Genomic DNA, 17,865 nt, shown 5'->3' on the forward strand with positions numbered 1-17,865 from the left:
ACCCTAAATCCCTCTCCCCAAGAGGTAGAGGGACTTTGAGAGGTGATCAGATGATTTATGAACAGGCTGTAACGGGGAAAACGGGAAAGATAGCAGCATGAATTTACAGGCTAATTTGCAGGTTGAGATGGTCACTAACTCTACCAGTCGGAAGGTCAGCCTAAATCAGATGGAAGCCTCCAAACCAACAGTCCAAATACCAGGGTATGAAATTCTCGATCTCATCTACAATGGCTCGAGTACGTCTGTTTATCGTGCTTTGAGTAGTAGCGATCGCCAACCTGTGGTAATTAAATTATTACACGATCGCTATCCTACCGCCAATGAATTGGAGAAATTTCGCCACCAATATACTATCGCCGAATACCTCAAAGGACTACCAGGAATTGTTAATATATTAACTCTGCAACCATATAGTAATGGGTTAGCCTTAATTATGGTTGATGATGGGTTGATATCTTTGGCTGAATATATCTATGAGTATCCCCTTGATGTTCCCAAATTTTTGACGGTCGCCACCGCTATTGTTCAAATTATTGACGGTCTACACCGTCGCCAAATTATTCACCGGGATATTAAGCCTCAAAATTTGCTGATTGAGCCAATTACTTTAGCTATTCAGTTGATTGACTTTAGCATTTCTGTGAGACTCTCAGATCAGGTAATTTTACACCATCAGAATAAAGGATTAGAAGGGACTCCGGCTTATATTGCGCCAGAACAAACGGGACGCATTAATCGAGGGGTTGATCACCGGACAGATTTTTATTCTCTGGGGGTAACTTTCTATCAGTTATTAACGGGAAAATTACCTTTTAAATACAATAACCCCATGTCGTTTATTCACGCTCATATTGCCAAAAAACCTCAGCCTCCCCATGTCATTAAGCCAGAAATTCCGTTAATTATTAGCGATATAATTATGAAATTGATGGCTAAAAATCCTGAAGATAGATATCAAAATGCTTGGGGTATCTATATGGATTTGGTCGCCGCCAAAACACAATGGGAAATCGACTACCAACAGACGATTAAGCTGGGTGTTCCCTATTCAAATTCGCCGTATAATTTGATAAAATTTAGGTCAGTAGAACTGACAGAAAACCTATCTTTAGACCCTCAAATGCAGTCGGAGGTTGACCAAAAATTACAACGGTTAAATCCCTTGACTCAAAGGCTACTACAACAGGCGGCTTGTTTGGGGGATGAATTCGCCTCGGATATTTTATTGAGCGCTTCTCAGCTCTCACCAGGTCAAATGGGAGAGGTTTTAGATGAGGCGATCGCTGCTAATTTAATTGAGTTAGTAACCGCCAACTGCTATGGTTTTGTTAACCCTAGTATCCGCGTGGCTGCTTATCATCAAATTCTCCCTCACCAACGACCTGCTATCCATCTGGAATTGGGAAGACGGCTTTACCCATATCTAACCGCACAACCCTCTGATTCTCAGGAAAAAATATTACATTTTCTGGTAGTCAATCAGTTGAATTTGGGTGTAGAATTGATGGGGGAACAGTGGGAAAGGGATAGATTAGCAGAACTGAATTTAACCGCTGGATTTTGGGCTGTAGAAAAGCAAAATTACCCTCATGCGATCGGATATTTGATGGTGGGTATCGGTTTAATTGGTGTGGAGGGATGGACAAGACAATATGAACTGACTTTAGCACTTTATACCCAAGCCGCACGGGTGGCTTATCTGGTTGGTAATGGGGAACAGATGAGTCAATGGTGCGATCGCATTTTGGCGGAAGCTAAAACTTTGGCTGATCAGGTAACAGCCTGGGAATTAAAAATATTGGTAGACCTTGCTCAAAATAAATCCCAGACACCGATTATTAATACCCTGAATTTATGTCAACAACTGGGGGTAGAAATTCCCCTGGTTCCCGGGGAGGATATATTACAACAGGCGCGGGTTAAATTCCTGAGTCTATCTAATTTAGAACCTGATAATTATCCGAGGGAATTATCTCCTAATTCTCCAGCTAATCAGACCCGGCGCGCGGCGGTAAATCTACTCTCATTAATTTGGGAAGCCAGTCGCCGTTATTACCCCCAAATGTCGCAGCTTATTGGCTGGGAATTAGTCAACTTATCAGTGGAGTTGGGAATAAGCGATCGCCTAGCTGTAGCCTACGCCGCCACCGGTTTAATCTTGACCGAATCAGGAGATTTAGATAGGGGATATGCTTATGGTAAATTAGCCTTAAAATGGCTGGATAAGTTAGATTTTATTCCCTTAAAGTCCAAGGTGTTAGAATGGGTTAATCAAGGGATTAGACCTCGCTGCGAGTCCCTAGCTAATTGGCGTTCTTCTCTACCTGCTGAACAGTTACCCCGCTTGGCTTATTTAACTGGGGTTGATAATGGTTCTTTGACTCCTACCGAAGCCATTAACACCCTCAAGGGTACTTTGACTTTAGAAGAGTGGTTAGGGAACTCATCACCAGAGAGATTAACCTTTAATGATTATCTCGATCGCTTAATGGTGGCTTATATTTTGAGAGACTTTCCTAGGGGTTGGGAGTATGCACAGTTAGCCAGAAATCATGTGAATAACGTCATTTGTGTGGTGTCAAAGGCGCTATTTTATGCCTATGATTCCTTAATTCAATTAGCCATTAATCCCCCACCGCTAGAAGTTGGGGAAACCGTTAGGAATAATCAGGATATTATCGAATCTTTTTGTGTGTCCGCACCGCAAAATTTTCGGCATTTATGGCAGTTAGTGGAAGCTGAAAAATATCGAGTTTTAGGAAACCGTATTCAGGGGATCGAAGCCTATGACCGCGCCATAGAATTAGCTCAAAAACATGGTCATAAACGCGAGTTGGCGGTAGCTAATGAACGAGCAGCACTGTTTTATTTAGACTGGGAACGGCATAAAATTGCTCGGACTTATTTAATTGATGCCTATTATGGTTATGCAAATTGGCAAGCATCCGCTAAAATAAAACTCCTAGAATCTGGTCATTTTTCATTATTAAAACCCATTTTATATCACCATAAATCAGAGTATTTGGGCGCTACAGAAACGATTATTTCTAGTAGTACAGGCTCCAATGTTTTGGACTTGTCCACCACCATTACAGCAGCTCAAGCCTTATCGGGAGAAATTGATTTAAAAAAGCTGTTATCTAAGTTGATGCAGGTGCTACTAGAGACGGCTGGCGCGCAAAAGTGTTGTATTATTTTAGGCGATCGCCTATCCAATTTGGCTATAGAAGGGGTCGCCATTTGTGATATGATATCTACATCTAATTCCACCAAAAAGACTCCGGGTAAAATTCAAGTTATATCAGTGTTAGAGTCTATTCCTGTCACCATGACCCAACAATTATCTCAGGGGATTATCGAGTTGGTCATGTCTACGGAAAAACCTGTCATTTTTGATAATGTTAGCCGTGATTTTATCAAGCCAGAGGATGAATATTTACAAGATAATCAACTATTATCTCTACTGTGTATGCCGATTCATCATCGCGGCGACTTGGTGGGTGTTTTATATTTAGAAAACAATTTGATTTACGGCGCTTTTACCTCAGAAAGACTACAAATTCTCAATGTTTTATTTTCTCAAGCTGCTATTTCTATTGGTAATGCTCGACTTTACTCGAAAATGCGGGAAGGGGAGCGACGCATGACCCAATTTTTAGAAGGAATGCCAGTGGGTGTGGCGGTAGTTGATAGTGTGGGGAAGTTACAATATATCAATCAACAAGCCAAAAATTTGCTGAATCAAAAGCTAAAATTAGGGGATATTTGTGATGATTTTTTGCCCCTGCTACAGCCATTGGTAGATAGTTCTCCAGACAGTCCCAATGCTGTTGATATAGATCAAGAACAAAGAGCGATCGCCAATTTTCTGGAAATTAATCAAGGCGATAAATTAATCCCTATTGAAAGTTGGGTAACTCCTTATTATGACCAAGAAGGTGATTTAGTCTATGCCATTATTGCCTTTCAAGATATTACCGAGCAACAACAACGAGAAATTGCTCTCCGAGAAGCTGAGGAAAGATATCGCAGTATTTTTGAAAATGCCTTAGATGGTTTATTTCAGAGTACCCCCGATGGCAAATTTATCCGAGCAAATCCCGCCATGGCTAGGATATTAGGCTATAATTCTCCAGAGGATGTCATCAACATTTGTGAGGATATTTCCCAGCAAATATATGTCAATCCCGACGATCGCATAACTTTTGAAAGATTAATCAGAGAACAGGGGGAAGTCTCCAACTTTGAATGTCAGTTTTATCGCCAAGACGGTACCAAAATCTGGATTTCTGAAACCGCGCGAGCCGTCCGAAACCAGTCCGGCGATTTACTCTACTATGAGGGACTATTGGAAGATATTACCTCACGCAAAATCGCCGAAAAAGAGCGATTAGAGTTGTTAAATGAACTCTCCGAATTAAATCAGAATTTAGATAAAGCCTTAGACGCGGAATTTGAAATGACAGACGCTGCGGGTCGGTTTGTACCTCATCAGTTTCTTTCCTGCTTAGGTTATGAAAGTCTAGTCGAAGTTCAACTAGGAACTGCTGTCCAGAAAGAAATGTCAATTTTATTTTCTGATATCCGAGACTTTACCAGTTTATCCGAGGGTATGACACCGGAAGATAGTTTTAAGTTTATCAATGCTTTTTTAAGCCGTATGGAACCAGAAATTTTAGATAATTATGGTTTCATTGATAAATATATTGGCGATGGAATTATGGCTTTATTTGGCGAAAAACCCGACCACGCTGTTCAGGCGGGAATTGCTATGTTAAAACAATTAAGTGAGTATAATTTGACCCGTAGTAGACCCGGAAGGCGACCTATCCGCATTGGGGTAGGCATTCATACAGGAACCCTCATGCTGGGAACTGTTGGTGGTCGCAACCGCATGGATAGTACCGTTATTGGAGATGCGGTTAATTTAGCGGCTCGCATTGAGAGTCTCACCAAAAATTATAGCGTGTCCTTCCTAATTACCCACCAAACCTTTATGGGATTAGATGACCCTAATCAATACGCCTTTAGAATTATTGACCGAGTGAAGGTGAAGGGGAAAACTGATGCGGTAACAGTTTACGAGTTTTTTGATGCTGACCCCCCAGAATTACACGCTAAAAAGTTAGCAACTAAGGTATTATTTGAGCGTTCCCTATTCCTTTATTATCTCAACCATACCTTAGAAGCTAAACAGGGATTTCACGATTGTTTATCTCAAAATCCTAACGATATGGTGGCTAGAATTTATTTAAATCGTTGCTGGGAAAAACTCCGCTTGAGTTAGAATTTACCCCCTTACATAAACTTTTTAACAACCCCACTTAAATCTTGATTGAGGGGAGTACCCAAAGCCGTAAATTTCCATTTACCATTGTCTCGGTAAAGTTCCCCCATCAACATAGAAATTTTTTGGTCGTATGAAGGGTCTGCTGAGAGGTTATATAAAGCCATTTCTTTACCTTTAGCATCTACCACTCTCACAAAAGCATTTTCTACCTGACCAAAATGCTGTTGGCGAGTTTTAGCTTGGTAAATACTTACCCCAAGAATAATGTGGCTGTACCTATCGGAGATAGAATTTAAACGCAGAAAAATACACTCATCATCCCCTTCTCCCTCCCCAGTTAAGTTGTCTCCAGAGTGATAAACTGTGCCATCACTAGACTTTAAATGACCATAATAAATCACATCATCTTTATAATTGCCGATTTTGCCACTATTGGAGAGTAAGATAGCATAAGCATCCAAGTCAAAATCGGCATTGACTCCCAGTAAATTACCGAAAAACCCCTTAGATTCTACTACATCCCATCCTAAACCCATCATCACATTAGATAGGTCATATTGACTTTTATCAAGAACAATACTCTGTCCTTTTTTCAGGTTGATACTCATGGTAAAATCTCCAAATTTTGCATCATAACAATCAGTCAGCAATCGGATTTCTATCATTTATCTGATAGTTAATGGCTTAGTTAACTACTTCTCCCAGAATTTTTATTCTGCTTGAATATTGTTTATATTTCATCAGAATTAATCCAGAAATCCGGTTGCTAATTAGTTAATTTTGACTGCCAATTTCTCACTTTGCGAATGAGATTAAGTCAACGCCAAAGGTACTTTAAACGTACTTATCTACGAAACTTTGTAATCCCTCATTATATCCCTGTCCAACTGCATGAAATCGCCATTCGCCACCTTTCTTATATAACCGACCAAATTCGACGGCGGTTTCCCGAGAAAAGTCTTCTTCTAGGTCATATTTAGCAATCTCGGTATTATTTTGCTGGTCATAAATACGGATATAGGAATTGCGGACTTGACCGAAATTTTGTCGCCGTTGGTCTGCTTCGTGAATTGTGACGACAAAAATCAATTCTTCGATCGCAGAATTAACCAGATTTAGATCAATTTCCACCACCTCATCATCACCAAGTCCCGACCCAGTGCGATTATCTCCTAAATGTCTAACTGAGCTATCAGGGGACTTCAAATTATTGTAGAATACAAAGTATTCATCTTGGGGGATTTTCCCATTGCTGGCTAACATAAACACGGAAGCATCTAAATCAAAATCCACCCCGGTATCAGTAGCATTGATATCCCATCCTAAACCAATTCCCACTTCTTGCAGTCCGGGGGACTCTTTGGAAAGATTAATCCGCTCACCTTTTTTGATATTGACTGACATCTTAGGTTCTCCTTGAACTCAATTTAGCTTTGAAAAACAATGCGTTTCTGATATTCGTCTTCTGTCATCATGCTATGGGAGTCAGCTACCCTATCCAAAAATATGATCCCTTCTAAGTGGTCATATTCATGCTGAAAAATACGAGCGACAAACCCAGTTAGTTCTCGGTGTTGAAGATGACCATCACGGCTGGTATATTCAACTTCGATCGCCTGATAACGGTTAACAATTCCCCGGATTCCCGGAACACTTAAACAGCCTTCCCAGTCAGCCACCATTTCCTCAGATTTACCGATGATTTTGGGGTTAATCATAGCGGTGGGTTCCATTTCGGGCGCTGCTGGATAGCGGATACTAGGACGGGAAGCGATGACTAAGATACGATCGCTATATCCCACCTGTGGCGCAGCGATACCCACGCCATTTTTTTCAATCACCGTTGCCATTAAATCATCAATCAGAGACTGAATACGCGCTTCCCAGATATTAGCAACAGGTTGAGCATGGTCACGCAGCACCGGGTCGCCCAACTGAGTAACCGCGAGTATATCTCCCATAGCAATGCCTCCAAAATTCACAAACCGAGGTAGAACCGTTTAGCCAGTTGTTTGAGATGGCAAATTCCCAGTTTTCACTTGCAATATCTGTGAACTTCCGTTGCGATTCACCTCAATTTCTAGTATACTACCGACCGCCTTACTTTGTACAATCTGCTGGACTCTTTCAGAGGTTGTAATAGTTTGTTGGTCAAGATTCAGAATCACATCTCCCGGTTGCAGTCCGGCTATGTCAGCGGGGGAACCAGATACGACATTCACAATTAATACCCCATCAGTGTCAGGAATAGCAAATGGCAAATCTTGACTATTTTGGAGTTCTTGGCGGAATCTTTTGGTCAGCGTCATCATTTCAATTCCCAAATAGGCGTGTTCAGCGCGACCGGAAGCGATTAGCTGTTGAGCAATTTGTTGAGCATGATTAATGGGGATCGCAAATCCCAAGCCCTGAGCGCCGCTGATGATGGCTGTATTCATCCCAATGACCTCTCCCTTAGCATTCAGCAGGGGACCGCCAGAATTACCAGGGTTAATAGCAGCATCAGTTTGGATGAATCCTATACGCTTATCAGGAACACCGACATCACTGCTAGAACGTCCTGTAGCGCTAATAATTCCGACGGTTACGGAGTTATCAAGTCCGAGGGGGTTTCCAATGGCGATCGCCCATTCTCCGGGGGAGAGTTGTTCAGAATTTCCGATAGTGACAGTGGGTAAATTGGTCGCGTCAATTTTAATCACGGCTACATCTGTGACCGAATCAGTACCCAACACCTGACCATCATAGCGGCGACCATCTTTTAATATAACCTGGACGGTATCGGTACCTTCGACGACATGGCTATTGGTGAGAATGTGACCATCAGGAGATAAAATAAAGCCGGAGCCAGTCCCTTCCTCAAAGCGATCGCCAGGGGGACGCATACCCCTAGGAGGATTAAAGAAGTCCCTAGGGAGAGAATTCTCGAAACGATCGCGACTGACCCGCCGAGAAGCATTAATTCTCACCACCGCCGGACCGACCTTATCGACTGCTTCTACAATAAAGTTAGAGGATCGGTCTGAGGAGGGATTAAAGGGGTGATTAAACCAATTAGGGGCGTTCAGTCTAGGTTGGGGTCTAGTTTCTGTGTTACCGAGAGCGGTGCTATCTGGGGAACTGACCTGAGAGGCTGTCTCGTTAGGATTACCAGCGTCGCCTAATTTGTTCTGTAGCCAGCGATCGCCTATTAATGCTCCGGTTCCGCCAATCAGCAAAAACAGAAAATAGATAACAGGGTGTTTCCAAAAGCCTTTTCCAGTGGTATCAGTCATAATGACTCAAATATAATTTAGTAGGGGGCTGTCCGGGGTTAGCATCTGATACCAACTTCCCGTCATGATCAGGCACTTTGTCCCAATTTAACATGATTCTTGCCGGCTCTGGCAGAATCGCGGGAGCAAATCTTTAATTTTGGTAAGCCGTGGATATTTCTCTTGAACAGTTATGGAATCGAGTCTTGGAACGTCTCCAGCTACAGCTTGGGGAACCGACATATAATACCTGGATTAAGACAGCGATCGCCACTAGCCTAGAAAACGATTGTCTAGTAATTCGCACCGCTAACCCCTTCGCCTGTAATTGGTTACAAAAACACTACCGGGAAATCATCGCCGATGTCGTCCAGGATATTATGGGCGATCGCCTAGAAATTTGTATCACCACCGGAACCGGAGAATTAATGACAACCAATGATCACAGTCCTAGGGTGTCATCGAGCGGGTTAGATACCCCAGGGGAAGTAGTCTCTAGCGTGCATAAACCGCCTAACCTTAATTCTAAATATATGTTTTCCCAGTTTGTGGTGGGGTCGGGGAGTCGCTTGGCTCATGCTGCATCTCTGGCTGTAGCTGAGTCTCCGGGACGTGAATTTAACCCGCTGTTTCTCTGTGGTGGGGTAGGTTTGGGAAAAACTCATTTAATGCAGGCGATCGGTCATTACCGCTTAGAAATTAATCCTTATGCTCGTGTTTTTTATGTATCTACAGAAAAGTTTACCAATGATTTAATTGCCGCGATCCGTCGCGACAGTATGCAGAGTTTCCGGGACCATTACCGAGCCGCTGATGTGTTATTAGTTGATGATATCCAGTTTATTGAGGGGAAGGAGTACACCCAGGAAGAGTTTTTTCATACTTTTAACACTCTCCATGAGGCGGGGAAACAAATTGTCTTAGCCTCGGATCGCCCCCCGTCGAAAATTTCGGGATTGCAAGATCGCCTATGTTCTCGGTTTTCCATGGGGTTAGTAGCGGATATTCAACCTCCTGATTTAGAAACGCGGATGGCTATTCTTCAGAAAAAGGCTGAATATGAAAATATGCGACTCCCCCCAGCGGTGATTGAGTATATTGCGACTAACTACACCTCGAATATTCGGGAGTTGGAAGGAGCCTTAATTCGCGCGGTGGCTTATATTTCTATTTCCAGTCTTCCCATGAATGTGGAGAATATTGCGGCGGTTTTAACCCCGACAGAACCCAAGTCGGAGTCATCCCCAGAAATAGTCATCCAAGCGGTGGCGGACAAGTTTAAGGTATCGGTAGAGGATTTAAAAGGCAATTCTCGCCGTCGCGAAATTAGTTTAGCACGTCAGGTGGGGATGTATTTGATGCGACAGCATACGGATCTGAGTTTACCTAAGATTGGGGAAGTGTTTGGAGGGAAAGATCATACAACGGTTATGTATGGCTGCGAAAAGATTGCCAAACGTCGCGATCGCGATCCGGAACTCCATCAGATTCTACAACAGTTAAGCGATCGTATTAATTTAAACAGTCATTAAGTCCGGTAGGAGTCAACTAGCTTTATAGAGATATTGCTGGAAGCTGATAAAAACTTGCCGGATATCGCCAACCTTCCCCAATTGAGCCACAGCATCCCGGAGTCCGTGATATTTCAGTTCCAGCAGTGACCCTAGCTTATCTTCCCTCAATTCCTGCACCCCCTCTTTCATGTACTGCTCAAGGACAAACTCTAAAAACTCCTGTTGTTTGTCGTCATAGTGGGAAAAAATCAGGCGTTTTTGGGCGAGAACCCTCTGGCTGCGAGTTATCGGAGGCGTAGCATAGGCGATATAAGCCAGCACGTCATAAATATCGCTTTTTTCCGCGTCGATAATGCGGCTAATTTTCAGCAAGTCCTCGCCACTGTAGCCTCTCTCCGTCAGGCTGTCTAACAGGTTCTGGCGGGTATCAGGGCTGCTCCACAGTTCCCGCAGTTGGTTTTCATCTTGGAACAGTTCCGGGAGAGTGCCAAACAGACCCTTGATAAACTCAGCCGCTGATAACGGTTTCCCGTCGGGACTCCAGAAACTGGTCGCTAAGGTGTGCTGGATCTCGCGTTCTTTGCCGTCTGCCAGTTGGATTTTCAGTTTCTGGGGTTGTCTCTTCTCTTCCGTTTCGCCCGGTTCTAGGGGGTCTTGAATCGAGGGCTTTTTGATTCCGGGGGTGATGGGGGTGGGGGTTTCCGGTTCGCCGTCCCATGCTGGGTCGTTAAAATGTTGGTACGCGCCAACAAAATCGTAAATTGTGAAATAGTCTTTCCCTTCATAGAGTCGAGTTCCCCGGCCAATAATCTGCTTAAACTCAATCATGGACTTGATGGGGCGCAGTAGGACAATATTACGGACATTGCGGGCATCAACCCCCGTTGAGAGTTTACGGGAGGTGGTGAGGATGGTGGGGATAGATTTCTCGTTGTCTTGAAAGTGGCTCAGGTGTTGTTCTCCGTCCTTGCCGTCGTTAGCCGTCACCCTAACGCAGTAGTTGGGATCTCGGCTGGTTTTCATCTGGTTGATTAGGTCGCGGATGAATAGGGCGTGGTCTTGGGATGCACAAAAAACGAGGGTTTTTTCCCTTGGGTTCAGGTTATCCATCAACAACCTAACCCGATATCGTTCCCTTTCTTCCATCTCAATAGTACGGTTAAAGTCTGACTCCGTGTAGCGTTTGCCTTCTTCCACCTCCCCCTCTAATACAATGTCATCGGCGGTGTAGATATATTCATCTAGGGTGGTTTCGATTTGCTTGACCTTAAACGGGGTTAAAAACCCGTCATTGATGCCGTCTTTAAGGGCGTAGGTGTAGACGGGTTCGCCAAAGTAGGTGTAAGTGTCCGTGTTTTTGGTGCGTTTGGGTGTGGCGGTGAGTCCCAGTTGCACGGCGGGGGCGAAGTATTCCAGGATACCGCGCCAGGTGCTTTCATCGCTTGCGCCGCCTCGGTGACACTCATCAATGATGATGAAGTCGAAGAAGTCGGGGGGGTAATCGCCAAAGTTGGGGGCGGAGTCGCCTTGGTCATCAGTCCCGGTCATGAAGGTTTGGAAGATGGTGAAGAAGATGCTACCGTTTTTAGGGACTCTGCCTTTTTTGGTGATGATTTCCGGGTCGATGCGGACGAGGGCATCATCAGGAAAGGCGGAAAAGGAGTTAAAGGCTTGGTTTGCCAGAATGTTGCGGTCAGCGAGGAAGAGGATACGGGGGCGGCGGGTGGGTTGTCGGCTGAGGTTCCACCGACTTTGAAAGAGTTTCCAAGCGAGTTGGAAGGCGATAAAGGTTTTGCCTGTTCCCGTTGCCATAGTGAGCAAAATTCGGGTTTTTCCGGTTGCGATCGCCTCTAATACTTGGGTGATGGCGTTATGTTGATAATAGCGGGCTTCCCAGGTGCCGCTTTTGTCCTCGAAGGGAATGGTAGAAAAGCGATCGCGCCACTGGTTCACTTCCGGGAAGGTCGCCGCCCAGAGTTGTTCTGGGGTGGGGTATTGGTCGATATATTGTTCCTGTCCGGTGTGCATATCAATTTGATAGATGCGGCGGCCGTTGGTGGAGTAGGCAAACCGGATTTGCAGTTTTTCGGCGTATTTTTTAGCCTGTCCTACGCCTTCGGTGTCTCGGAGGTCGCGTTTTTTCGCTTCAATGACGGCCAGTTTGTGATTTCGATAAACCAGGACATAATCGGCTTTTTCTGATTTGCCGCGTTTTCCGTTACCCAGTAGGCGGCCAGGGGTGACAAATTCGCGGCGGATTTGGCTTTCGGGGGTAATTCCCCAGCCTGCGGCTTTTAGGGCGGGGTCAATGAGTTCGGCGCGGGTTTCAGCTTCGTTCATGGTGGGAGGGTGGATTTGTGTTCAAGCACTTTTTCTCTATTTTATCTGGTGTTCAGGCGGCCACGTCTTTAGCCTTTTCGTTGGTGAGTTCTCCGGTAAAGGCTTTTTGTAGGATGGATTGTTTGAGTTCTTGCAGGGCTTCTAGTTTACGGCGGTAGATAGTTTCTAGGCGTTGGGTTTCTCGAAAAAGAAAATATAGCTTTTTAATGATCTGTTTCTGGGTATACAGATCGGGGTGGTAGATAGGATAGTTTTTTAACTTCGTTCCATTAATGTTTACTTGATTAACACTTCGACTCATCACTGATTTACCATATTCTCTAGTTTTATAACAGTTTAGGTAAAAGTTTAAAAAATCTGGATCTATCACATCTTTTTTATAATGAACACGGATTAAATAGCCAGCAAAAATGGCTGGCTTTTCACCTTTATATATTGCAGATTTGCCAACATGATCTGCACTATTTGTTCTATTAAATAAGACATCATTATACTGGAGTAAGTATCGATTAATTTCGTCTGGATTTGAAGTATATACTAAATCAGTCCAGTCAATCATGTTGTTTTGAATATTGCCCATTCTAATAACAGGAATATCGCCTTCTGGCTGTGATTTTGAAGATGAACCATACTCTACTTTATGGCAAATCTCCCCTAACTTTTTCTCAACCCACCCATCACCCTTCCGGGTAAAGATGCCGTTGAGATAGCTTTCAAAGAGTTCGCGGGCGTTGGCGAGGTTTTTCTGGGTGTTTGCGATCGCCGCATCAATCCCCTCAAACGCCTCATCCAAAATCGCTACAATCCGCTTTTGTTCTGAAATTGACGGCTTATATATTTTGTGTTTCTTGAGCTTTTCTATAGGAAGAGCTTTATAGGTAGAACCGTGAGAGAGACTATTAATCTCGTCTACAAATGCAATCAAGGCATATTTTAAAAAGTTTGGCTCGATAGCTTTGAAGTCTCTAAGCCAAAGTACATTTCCGTCTTTAAAGTAGAAGTCAGTTCTATCTACAACATAAATTTCACCAACAGTACCTATGGCAGTAATTAGCAAATCTCCTACGCTCGGAGTCCCAAACTTAGCCTTAATTTCATTAAAACTATCTCTTGATATAAAAAGTTCAGTAGAAACTTCTTTGCCATTGGCTAATTCTTTAATTTCCTTAGTTCTATAAAAGGGAATTCCTGAATCAACGTAATCCTTCTTAAATATACGTTTACTCGAAGTAATTTTACCTAAGTCTTCTAGGGCAACAATATCCCAACCCTTCATCCCAACATCCCCCCAATACCTGCTAAAATAAACCCTGCAAATTTAGCCCATCAATCCATAAATAAAACCAGGTAGATTTCTAGGTTTGGTTATATACAGCTAGAAAATCATCCCGTGAAATACCAGATTGAGTACAGATACTTCTCAGCGTAGAACCTTTAATTAGTTTATGATTCGGCAAAGTTAATGGAGTCCTTGTACCATCAGTATTTTGACGAATCATAGAAATATGTTCTTTCTCCCTCACTATTGAAAATCCCAGCATCTCTAGTGCTTTAATAACTTTTGTTTTGGGGGCATTTACCGGAAATTTACTCATTATAAGCTAGTCTCAGCTACAAAAGCCTCTAATATAAAATCCTCCGATTCTAGTACCGATTTCCCAAAGGTTTCCACATGAAATAAAATCGCAGAACGGACATCATTTAAAGCCTCTTCATAACTATCTCCCTCACCCACAATCACCCCCTGTATTCCTAAAGGATAAGCCACATAACCATCAGCGTGTTTTTCTACAATAATTTTGATATTTTTCATAACCTACCTCAGTTCAATTATCTTAAATTCAGTAGCCATAAACCCGGTTTCTGGATTTTAGGGGATATTGGGTTTCGCCCTTGGCTTCATCCAACCTATAGATATTAATTTGAGCTTGAAAATCAATCTACCATTAACATCCCCCCAATTCCTGCTAAAATCTCCACACTCTCCGCATCTAAAGCCGCAATCTCATCTAAAATTTCCTGCGGGTCTCTCAATGCTGTTTCCTCTGCCTTATTGGGATTTTTAACCGATAAATCGCAGGTTTCCCAGTCGATATCCGCCACATCCACAGACCAAGATTTATCCGAGTCTGCAAAAGTCGCCTGCAACTCCACAAACTCCTGTAAATCCTCATCATTAAGCGGATTCGTCTTGCCCAAATTCCGCCCAGGGTCTAGCTGGTAGTACCAAATTTTCCGAGTCGCCATTCCCTCAGCGTGAGATTTCCCCTGAGAAAATAAAGGCATTCCCTGAAGCGAATCAGACGGATTCCCCTTCTCAAAAAATAGCACCACCGTTTTGACTCCAGCCCCGATAAACGTCCCCCCCGGACAATCTAAAATCGTGTGTAGATTACAATCGCTTAAAAGCTGCTGTCGCAAAGCCCGCGACGCATTATCAGAATTCGAGAGGAAGGTATTTTTAATAACAATCCCCGCTCGTCCCCCCACCTTGAGAATCTTGATAAAGTGCTGCAAAAACAGAAACGCCGTCTCTCCGGTTTTAACCGGGAAATTTTGCTGCACCTCCTTCCGTTCATTCCCCCCAAAAGGTGGGTTAGCTAATACCACATTAAAACGGTCTTTCTCCTGAATATCGCTGAGATTTTCCGCCAGAGTATTGGTATGAATAATATTCGGCGCATCAATGCCATGCAGAATCAGGTTCATGATGGCGATGACATAGGCGAGGCTCTTTTTCTCCTTGCCAAATAGTGTCCCGGTTTGGAGTAGCCTAAGCTGCTGGGTGGTGAGCTTGCCTTGGCGCAAATAGTCGTAACTCTCGCATAAGAATCCAGCCGAACCGCAAGCCCCGTCATAGATGCGATCGCCAATCTTGGGTTTAACCACCCGAATCATCGCCCGAATTAACGGCCGTGGCGTGTAATATTCCCCCCCATTCCGGCCAGCATTCCCCATATTTTTGATCTTCGTTTCATAGAGATGGGAAAGCTCATGTTTCTCCTTCTGGGTCTGAAACTTCAACTCATCCACCAACTCCAACGCTTCCCGCAAACCGTAACCACTTTGAAACTTATTCTTAATTTCCCCAAAAATCTCACCGATTTTATATTCGATGGTATCCGCACTGGCGGCGCGTTGTTTGAATCCTTGCAGGTGGGGAAACAGAACATTATTAACATACTCAATCAAATCATCGCCGGTTAAAGCATGGTTGCGGTCAATATCCCCACTCGGTAACTTTGGCGCAGCCCAATAAGACCAGCGATAGGCTTCGTCCAAAATGAACTCGTAAGACTTCCCCAGTAACTCCGCCTCCATCGCCCGTTCCTCTTCCAAATCATCCAGATACTTGAGAAACAGGAGCCAAGAGGTTTGCTCCGTATAATCTAACTCGGTCGTACAACCTGCCTCTTTTCGCAGGACATCATCAATATTTTTGAACGTTTGCTCAAACATTGTCCCTTTTTGCCGTTCTGTCAATAGTCCGGCTTAAAAATATAGCCAGTATCATCAAAATATCACAGAACGATTATCACTGAAACATAAACCGAGCCAACCCATTGACCAACGCTGCATTCGCGGTATGCCGATCACGGTTGATGATGTCCTGTCCTATTTAGGCTCTGGCATGACCTACCAAGACATTTTAGACGACTTTCCCTACCTCACCCGAAAAGATATCTTGGCTTGCCTCAGCTACGCCGCCAATCGTGAACAAACCCTACTGGTGCAAGCATGAAGCTGCTAAAGGTTTCCACATGAAACAAAATCGCCGATCAAGATTAAGTAAATTTCCGTAGCGTCATCGAAGGCTTGACGACGGTTAACCAACATCAATGCAAACGTTGATTAGTCATCTTGGCTTCCTGATCATGCGATCGCCATTCCCCCATAGTACCAATAAGCGATCGTTATTCTGGTGCTGTCCTTACGTCACCGGGCGAGTCCATCCCACTCAAATAACTTCCAGTGTACCCCCCCACCGACCACAAAAACCCCAATTTTTTACAATTCTTATGAATGAGCCAATCCCCATCTAATTAATAGGGAGCAGCCCCACAATCTTACGGACATTTCCGATATCACCCCCCGTCGAGAGTGTCTGCGAGTTATTGTTTTTGGTGGCGATCGGTTTCTCCTCGTGTGGAAAGTGTCTTAGGTATTGTTATTGATTAATAGGCAATTTCCGAGAGGGGGAGAGTTTGTCCGGTCAATGATTGTCGCCCTTCAAAATATAGCCAGTATAATCAAAATATGACTGAACGATGAATCAGAATTGAGCAAGCCCCAACTGAAAAAGGAGCAACAGCCAATGGACTACAGAGAACGAATCACCCTAGAACCGAGCCAACGCAGTGGCAAACCCTGCATTCGCGGTATGCGGATCACCGTTTATGATGTGCTGTCCTATTTAGCCTCTGGCATGACCTACCAAGAAATTTTAGACGACTTTCCCTACCTCACCCAAGAGGATATCTTGGCTTGCCTCAGCTACGCCGCCAATCGGGAACAACAAACCCTACTGGTGCAAGCATGAATCTGCTATTTGACCACAATCTTTCACCTCGGCTAATACAAAGACTTGCGCTACTTGTTTCCCGAATCAACCCACGTTTACCAAATCGGACTCGAGAAATCAGGCGATCGTGAGGTTTGGGATTATGCCAAGCACCATAAATTCATCATCGTCACCAAAGACAGCGACTACAACGAACTCCTCACATTAATGGGCTTTCCCCCAAAAATAATTTGGATTCGTCGAGGCAACTGCTCTACCACAGACATTGAAGCAATCCTGCGAACTCACGCAGCACATATTCAAACCTTAATCAGTGACTCTACCCTAGGCATCTTGACCCTCTACTAGCACCGGATTAGCGTTAAGGTAAGCTAAAATCGACAGCATTAGCTGTAAACTCAACAACAACTATGGCGACACAACTCCCCAGTCGCGATCGAACAGTCCGCCGTTGAGGCGATCGCCTCCCAGAAACTCCGAGGTCGCGTTTAAAGCGGGGAGTCAAGGCGATTTCAATGGGTAATGGTTCACTCGGCATCAATACCTTCCCACATTTCTGACAGGGGGAGGGTTTGTCCCGTGAAGGCTTCCTGTAGTCCTTGTTTAATGCCTTCTATGGCGATTTCGGTAGGTGTTTCGCCGGGGTCTTCTTCGTCTTCTTCCAGCATCAAGACGATGAGGCGGACTCGCTGAGGTTTGGTAATACCTAGGGAGCAATCAAGGGTCAGTTCTCCACTTTCGTTAATGGTGGCTGTGGTTTCAATAGCTTTCATGCTGTTTCGACTTTAGGGGTTTGTAGCTAATTTAGCGCATTTCCCCTTATCGAGTAGGTCGCCGGGGGTGGCGGCGGATTTGGCTGTCGGGTTCCCCAGCCTGTCGCTTTCCTCATGGTAGTGGGGTCGATTGGCGTTAAAGCACTTTTTTCCTGATTTGATAGGGGTT

General features: G+C 44.1%; 16 protein-coding genes. 5 read left to right on the forward strand and 11 right to left on the reverse strand.

The features are described from left to right. Positions 1 to 97: 97 nt before the first annotated feature. Positions 98 to 5,290 carry a protein kinase domain-containing protein gene (locus tag ACTIE0_RS03000; protein ID WP_006623029.1) on the forward strand — a complete coding sequence of 1,731 codons (5,193 nt, stop codon included), beginning with the start codon at positions 98 to 100 and terminating at the stop codon, positions 5,288 to 5,290. Positions 5,291 to 5,301: 11 nt separating this feature from the next. Here ACTIE0_RS03000 and ACTIE0_RS03005 read toward each other — a convergent pair whose 3' ends face one another. From ACTIE0_RS03005 to ACTIE0_RS03020, 4 genes are all read right to left on the reverse strand, one after another. Further along, on the reverse strand, positions 5,302 to 5,901 hold the full coding sequence (locus ACTIE0_RS03005) for a TerD family protein (protein ID WP_035760030.1): 600 nt from the start codon (positions 5,899 to 5,901) through the stop codon (positions 5,302 to 5,304). Between the two features lie 226 nt (positions 5,902 to 6,127). Beyond that, a complete protein-coding gene (locus ACTIE0_RS03010; RefSeq protein WP_006623031.1) occupies positions 6,128 to 6,697 on the reverse strand; it encodes a TerD family protein in 570 nt (189 codons plus the stop codon). Between the two features lie 23 nt (positions 6,698 to 6,720). Further along, positions 6,721 to 7,254: a peptide deformylase gene (gene def, locus ACTIE0_RS03015; RefSeq protein ID WP_006668319.1), complete on the reverse strand. Its 534-nt coding sequence runs from the start codon at positions 7,252 to 7,254 to the stop codon at positions 6,721 to 6,723. Positions 7,255 to 7,293: 39 nt separating this feature from the next. Further along, on the reverse strand, positions 7,294 to 8,568 hold the full coding sequence (locus ACTIE0_RS03020) for an HhoA/HhoB/HtrA family serine endopeptidase (RefSeq protein ID WP_006623033.1): 1,275 nt from the start codon (positions 8,566 to 8,568) through the stop codon (positions 7,294 to 7,296). A gap of 149 nt (positions 8,569 to 8,717) precedes the next feature. Here ACTIE0_RS03020 and dnaA point away from each other — a divergent pair, with 149 nt between their 5' ends. Next, a complete protein-coding gene (dnaA, locus tag ACTIE0_RS03025) occupies positions 8,718 to 10,079 on the forward strand; it encodes a chromosomal replication initiator protein DnaA (RefSeq protein ID WP_006668320.1) in 1,362 nt (453 codons plus the stop codon). Positions 10,080 to 10,091: 12 nt separating this feature from the next. Here the strand turns inward: dnaA and hsdR are convergent, their stop codons facing one another. The 5 genes from hsdR to ACTIE0_RS03050 form a co-directional block, all read right to left on the reverse strand. Then, on the reverse strand, positions 10,092 to 12,401 hold the full coding sequence (gene hsdR, locus ACTIE0_RS03030) for an EcoAI/FtnUII family type I restriction enzme subunit R (protein WP_006668321.1): 2,310 nt from the start codon (positions 12,399 to 12,401) through the stop codon (positions 10,092 to 10,094). Positions 12,402 to 12,453: 52 nt separating this feature from the next. After that, on the reverse strand, positions 12,454 to 13,677 hold the full coding sequence (locus tag ACTIE0_RS03035; protein WP_006668322.1) for a restriction endonuclease subunit S: 1,224 nt from the start codon (positions 13,675 to 13,677) through the stop codon (positions 12,454 to 12,456). A 79-nt stretch (positions 13,678 to 13,756) separates the two neighbouring features. Next, positions 13,757 to 13,996: a type II toxin-antitoxin system HicA family toxin gene (locus ACTIE0_RS03040; RefSeq protein ID WP_439516833.1), complete on the reverse strand. Its 240-nt coding sequence runs from the start codon at positions 13,994 to 13,996 to the stop codon at positions 13,757 to 13,759. Next, complete coding sequence (locus ACTIE0_RS03045; protein ID WP_006668324.1) at positions 13,996 to 14,214, reverse strand: type II toxin-antitoxin system HicB family antitoxin; 219 nt, start codon at positions 14,212 to 14,214, stop codon at positions 13,996 to 13,998. Before ACTIE0_RS03045 ends, ACTIE0_RS03040 begins: the two co-directional genes overlap by 1 nt. Positions 14,215 to 14,336: 122 nt before the next feature. Continuing rightward, a complete protein-coding gene (locus tag ACTIE0_RS03050; protein WP_006668325.1) occupies positions 14,337 to 15,860 on the reverse strand; it encodes a class I SAM-dependent DNA methyltransferase in 1,524 nt (507 codons plus the stop codon). A gap of 127 nt (positions 15,861 to 15,987) precedes the next feature. Between ACTIE0_RS03050 and ACTIE0_RS03055 the strand changes: the two genes are divergently transcribed. The 3 genes from ACTIE0_RS03055 (at position 15,988) to ACTIE0_RS03065 (ending at position 17,271) form a co-directional block, all read left to right on the forward strand. Further along, complete coding sequence (locus ACTIE0_RS03055; protein ID WP_006623041.1) at positions 15,988 to 16,143, forward strand: DUF433 domain-containing protein; 156 nt, start codon at positions 15,988 to 15,990, stop codon at positions 16,141 to 16,143. A 573-nt stretch (positions 16,144 to 16,716) separates the two neighbouring features. Further along, entirely contained in the window at positions 16,717 to 16,941 is a 225-nt protein-coding gene (locus tag ACTIE0_RS03060; protein ID WP_006668326.1) for a DUF433 domain-containing protein, read from the forward strand. A gap of 54 nt (positions 16,942 to 16,995) precedes the next feature. After that, on the forward strand, positions 16,996 to 17,271 hold the full coding sequence (locus ACTIE0_RS03065; RefSeq protein ID WP_006623045.1) for a DUF5615 family PIN-like protein: 276 nt from the start codon (positions 16,996 to 16,998) through the stop codon (positions 17,269 to 17,271). A 13-nt stretch (positions 17,272 to 17,284) separates the two neighbouring features. Here the strand turns inward: ACTIE0_RS03065 and ACTIE0_RS03070 are convergent, their stop codons facing one another. Continuing rightward, a complete protein-coding gene (locus ACTIE0_RS03070; RefSeq protein WP_006623046.1) occupies positions 17,285 to 17,461 on the reverse strand; it encodes a hypothetical protein in 177 nt (58 codons plus the stop codon). Further along, positions 17,451 to 17,696 carry a type II toxin-antitoxin system RelN family antitoxin gene (locus tag ACTIE0_RS03075; protein ID WP_006623047.1) on the reverse strand — a complete coding sequence of 82 codons (246 nt, stop codon included), beginning with the start codon at positions 17,694 to 17,696 and terminating at the stop codon, positions 17,451 to 17,453. The genes ACTIE0_RS03070 and ACTIE0_RS03075 overlap by 11 nt, the downstream gene beginning before the upstream one ends. Positions 17,697 to 17,865 lie beyond the last annotated feature (169 nt).

The organism is Limnospira sp. (genome assembly GCF_051859755.1).
Taxonomy (GTDB): Bacteria; Cyanobacteriota; Cyanobacteriia; order Cyanobacteriales; family Microcoleaceae; genus Limnospira; species Limnospira fusiformis.